Genomic DNA, 4,839 nt, shown 5'->3' on the forward strand with positions numbered 1-4,839 from the left:
AATATGCTATCAAAGCTATTTGGTCGCACAAATAAGAAAAATAAAAAGGACAACGTTGCCACTTCTAATAAAGTGAGAAAAAGCAACTTGGCCACTGTTCGCTGCATTCACTCTAAAGATCCGGTAAAGCAAATAAAACCAAATGCATACATTCATATTGGTCAACACAAGGCGGTAACCGTTTGCTCTAAGTGTAACCGTACGGCTATGGCATCTGCCCAATCTGACTTAAAGCCATGCCCGGATTGCGGTGGGAAAGTACTACGCGGCACAGGGCGCAACGTAGACGAATTAGAAAAATTCGTCGCCAAATGGGATCACAATCAATGGGTTTTCTCAACTTCCAGCCCGCTTCCTCCCTATCTTGATAAAAGCAAAAAATGGAATTTCTACCTGTAAATATATGTGCTTGGTTATAAATCCCCATCACCAAGCAATATTCACATTCACTTCAAAGTGTTTAAAGATAAATAATTTCGCGGCACATCACTATCCCGGATGTGCCGTTTTTATATTTAACTTTACTTCCAAGAAGAAATTATCAGGCAGGAATAACACATTTATCATCAAGATTTATGGCCGTAGTATTTTCTTCGTCTCGATTGTCGAAATAAAGCATCAATGCTTCTACACAAAGCGGATCAAGTTTATTCTTTTGGACCATTTCATTTAGCTCATAAAGCGCATCATCAACCGGCCATGCTTTTTTATAGGGTCGTTCACTGGTCAGAGCATCAAATATATCAGCTACGGTAACAATGCGAGAAAAGATATTAATATCACCTGCTTCTACCCCATTCGGATACCCGGAACCATCAAGCATTTCATGATGGGCACCAATAATATGGTGGATCATCTGATAGGCATCATGCTGCCTGACTTTACTGTCGCAAACAGCATTGACCATTTCCAGGCCATACTCAACATGCCGCTTCATGACAGCATACTCATCGGGCGTTAAAGGCCCTGCTTTCAGCAGTATATTATCGGGAATGCCTATCTTGCCGATATCGTGCAACGGAGAAAACTTGATGAGGTAATACATTTCCCGGTCTGTAATCTCGACAGTGTTGGCGACATGGGAAGATATAATACGAGTTAACTCCATCAAGCGAAGACAGTGCAGCGCAGTCCCTTTGTCCCTGATCTCAGAAGCTTTATCAGCAAACTGGCTCAGCGACACAATCTTGTCGAACATAATCCTTTCTTGATAGATACCTGTTTGTATCTCTTCAACGGCATCCCTCAACAACGCCAACATTTGTTCGTCAAAGTATGCTTTTCTCTTTGAGTTAAAGAATATAAAGCCAAGAAAGTCACCACTAAAGAAGACAGGAATAGTATAAGATGAAAGCAGTTTGTTTTTTATCAACCATGCATTGGCCCCGTCCGTTTTTCCTTTCAGGTAACAGCTATAGTCATCGACAATTCTGGATTTTCCGCTCTGTACCAATTGAGTCAATGACAGCGACGTGCTGAGCCTTTTGCTATGGTGGCTAAGGGGAATACTTCCCACCGTTGAGTCGACATATGTACGAATATGCTCCTCGTCAAGCAAAGCAATCGAGATCCGGCTTAACTCATCCAAGCCAGAGTTCAGTAATTGTCTGTGGAGTTGCCCTACGGTGTCCTTAAGCGTTGTCACAATAGCCTCAGTAATCACTTAAATGCTGTGCAATTGTAATCATTTGGTGACAGAGATAAAGAATGGTTATCACATATTCATCAATTTGTATTTAATTTATTCACCACATAAATAGACATTGCTCCACAAGCTATGAAAAACAGGATAAGTAAACACAGCAAAACCATCTTCCTCCCCCCAGTGGCAACTTGAAAGATAACCATTCGTTAACCTTTAACGCGCTAGCCTTAAGCCGATAGCCATAAGCAAAAATAAAGGCACTAAATCACTCAAACAGCCATGATAAACTCACTATTATCACTCCCTATAAGCATACCGAGCTCGTTCAAGGAATAAACGGATGACAATTGAAGCTCTCATCATTGAAGATGATAAAGATCTGGCAGAAGCCATCAGTGACTACATGGAGCTGGACGGGATTGAGTTCGACTTTGCCTACCATGGTGCTGCCGGACTCACTCTCGCGCTTGAAAACAGCTATGACATTATTCTTCTGGACATTTCCATGCCCAAAATGGATGGGCTGACAGTCTGTCAGCAATTAAGGCAAAAAGGGATCAGTACCCCCATCCTCATGTTGACGGCAAGAGACACGCTGGAGGATAAACTCAAAGGGTTCTCGGCCGGGACGGATGACTATCTCGTCAAGCCTTTCGCAATGGCTGAATTAAAAATGCGGATTCAAGCTCTGGTAAGAAGAACACACGGAACAGTTCAGAAACTGAGTGTCGCTGATCTATCGATTAATATAGACAAACATGAAGTAACACGTGCAGGGCATCCCGTATCCTTGTCACCAGTATGCTGGAAAATACTTGTTTGTCTGATGCAGCACTCTCCGAACGTAGTGTCAAAGCAAGAGATAGAAAAAAACGTCTGGGGAGATGACCTTCCTAGTGCGGATAGCCTCAAAGTCCATCTACACAAGCTTCGCCAGCAGATCGACAAACCTTTTCCCTTCCCACTCATTCACACTGTCCACGGTGTCGGCATCGCCCTGAGAGAGTAATCGACATGCCAAGTATTAAACGAGATATTTACCTATTTCTTTGTGGGTTGGCATTGGTACTGGCTACGGTATACAGCCTGCTAATGAATCAAAGCTACTTAATGGGGATGGTTGAGACAGAAAAGTACGTTTTTATGTATGAGGTTTCCTTGCTTGAACGAGAGTATACCTCAAGCGGGAAAATGCCGGTCTTTCAGAATGCCGAGACATTTCAAGTCTATACCGACCTTGCTCAAATCCCTGAAAAGTACAGGGTTCAACTTGATTGGGAAAACTTTGCGCCAGATACCATCTATGAAGGATACCTCTACCCAACGTCTGAGCAGAACGGACAATATCTCTATGCAATGATGCACCCGTTTTCAGCATCCGAGCAGACTTTGTATGTCGTTTCCCAATACGACGAGAGCATTCTTTATAATATCTTTGAGCAAATTGACACATCCCAGTCAAACAACCGCCTGATCGGTATCGTGGCCGGTATCTTGGTCATCATCGTTTTTCTCATTGTCAGAGTACTAATCAATCGCCTGACCCAACCCGTCTTCCGGCTTCTAAGCTGGGCTCAAACTCTGAATACCGAAGATCCCCCAAAAACACAAGATTTGCGCTACTCTGAGTTCGGGCAGCTTGCCGATCAGCTATCGAGCAGTGTTAAAAAACAAAAAGAAGTCGTCGAACGAGAAGAGTTTTTTCTCCGGGCGGCCAGCCATGAAATGCGTACTCCCGTTACGATAATATCGGCGAGTGCTGAAATGCTCGAACGTATTGCACAAGACGCAAAACCCAGTGTTCAGCGGGCGATCGGCAGGATTACTCGTTCATCGGCCAATATGCACAGTCTCATTACCACCTTGCTTTGGATTTCACGTGACAATCATCATGATCTGGCAGTCGACAATATCGACCTCCATCAAATGGTTGATGACGTCGTTCAAGAACTTGACTATCTGGCTGGTGACAAAACAATAGCAATAAGCATAGAAGGCATCACTGGCCAGATCCTAAAAGATCAGGTTCATGAGCTGGTACGAATCGTTGTCGTCAATTTAATCCGAAATGCTATTCAGCATTCGCAACAAGACACAATCAAAATCAAACTGTCTGGCTCTTCGTTATCCATCGAGAACACCACGACAGATACCATAGATAACACTGCAGATGTTCAGAGCACAAGCTTCGGCGTAGGCCTCTATCTAGTCGAGAAAATATGCGCCAAACAACACTGGCATTTCGAAACCCAACCCCAAGCAGACACTTTCAAGGTAACCGTTAACTTCAGCACCTGACAATTTCAGCCCGGGCCATTAAAGTTAACCTAAAATTAACCCTGCCCTCTTTAAGCTGGCGATACACATATTTTGAGGCTTTCCTTATGTATCGCCACTTACTTGCTCCGCTTTCTTTGGGGCTCTCCGCTCTACTCGTTTTCTGGCTTGTCGAATGATGTAAACAACAAGCTATTTACTCGAGAGCTTTCCAACGCTTGGCAAGCGGTAACCAAATGTTAACCAACCCTCTTATATTCTGTTGATATCGCATTATCGAAGAGGTTTAAAGATGGGTACTTGGATTCTAGAAACGCTTATCTGGGCAATGGTTACTGTTGCTGTCTGTGTCGCTATCTGGGGACTTAGCACAGCGAATGTACTTATCGGGCTGGGCCTGTCCGTTGCGATTTCTCTGCTTATCGGCAATAGCTGGCGCTCATAACAGGAAACATCATCATGAAAGTAACTTTGATTAAAGCTAGCCAGGATAACTACTTCAAATCCTATAAAAAGTACCAGGGCTCACCACCTCAGAATATCTTTTCTGCGGCTGCCGCACTGCAAGGTAAGGCAAAAATAGAGATGTACGACGAAACGTCAGGAATGAAAGTGCCGAACAAAATTGATAGTGATCTTGTTGTTATCTACATGTCGACACCTGACGCCTATCGCGGCTATGAACTTGCCGATAGCTTCATGAGACAGGGCATCAAGGTGATCCTCGGTGGACTGCACCCTTCTTTCATGATGACGGAAGCCTTGCTACATGCTCACGCTGTTATCAAAGGCGAATCAGATTTGCTCTGGGACGAAATTCTGGCAGACGTCTCCGCCAATAAGCTAAAAGCTGCCTATGAAGCAACACAGCTGCAAGATCTATCTAGCCTGACGCCCTATCCGACGAACATCATTAC

At 44.0% G+C, this 4,839-nt stretch carries 5 protein-coding genes and 1 pseudogene; 5 read left to right on the top strand and 1 reads right to left on the bottom strand.

From position 1 onward, the window contains the following. Window positions 1-399 (top strand): hypothetical protein (locus MHN01_RS16690; protein ID WP_239412376.1); only part of this gene is annotated, 399 nt, incomplete at its 5' end. Window positions 400-541: 142 nt separating this feature from the next. Here MHN01_RS16690 and MHN01_RS24715 read toward each other — a convergent pair. After that, a complete protein-coding gene (locus tag MHN01_RS24715) occupies window positions 542-1,645 on the bottom strand; it encodes an HD domain-containing phosphohydrolase (RefSeq protein ID WP_239412377.1) in 1,104 nt (367 codons plus the stop codon). A gap of 340 nt (window positions 1,646-1,985) precedes the next feature. Between MHN01_RS24715 and MHN01_RS16700 the strand changes: the two genes are divergently transcribed. The 4 genes and pseudogenes from MHN01_RS16700 to MHN01_RS16715 all read left to right on the top strand — a co-directional run. After that, a complete protein-coding gene (locus MHN01_RS16700) occupies window positions 1,986-2,654 on the top strand; it encodes a response regulator transcription factor (protein WP_239412378.1) in 669 nt (222 codons plus the stop codon). 5 nt (window positions 2,655-2,659) lie between these two features. Then, window positions 2,660-3,943: a HAMP domain-containing sensor histidine kinase gene (locus tag MHN01_RS16705; RefSeq protein WP_239412379.1), complete on the top strand. Its 1,284-nt coding sequence runs from the start codon at window positions 2,660-2,662 to the stop codon at window positions 3,941-3,943. A 271-nt stretch (window positions 3,944-4,214) separates the two neighbouring features. Continuing rightward, the gene (locus tag MHN01_RS16710) at window positions 4,215-4,367 is read left to right on the top strand and encodes a hypothetical protein (protein WP_239412380.1); all 153 of its coding nucleotides are present in this window, start codon (window positions 4,215-4,217) and stop codon (window positions 4,365-4,367) included. 14 nt (window positions 4,368-4,381) lie between these two features. Then, window positions 4,382-4,839 (top strand): annotated as a pseudogene (locus tag MHN01_RS16715) (radical SAM protein); the annotation flags it as partial.

The organism is Photobacterium sp. OFAV2-7 (genome assembly GCF_022347985.1).
Classification (GTDB): Bacteria; Pseudomonadota; Gammaproteobacteria; order Enterobacterales; family Vibrionaceae; genus Photobacterium.

What these genes read in the sequence shown, in the direction of transcription:
- MHN01_RS16710 (WP_239412380.1), top strand. Translation starts at nt 4,215, where the DNA reads ATGGGTACTTGGATTCTAGAAACGCTTATCTGGGCAATGGTTACTGTT.
- MHN01_RS16705 (WP_239412379.1), top strand. Translation starts at nt 2,660, where the DNA reads ATGCCAAGTATTAAACGAGATATTTACCTATTTCTTTGTGGGTTGGCA.
- MHN01_RS16700 (WP_239412378.1), top strand. Translation starts at nt 1,986, where the DNA reads ATGACAATTGAAGCTCTCATCATTGAAGATGATAAAGATCTGGCAGAA.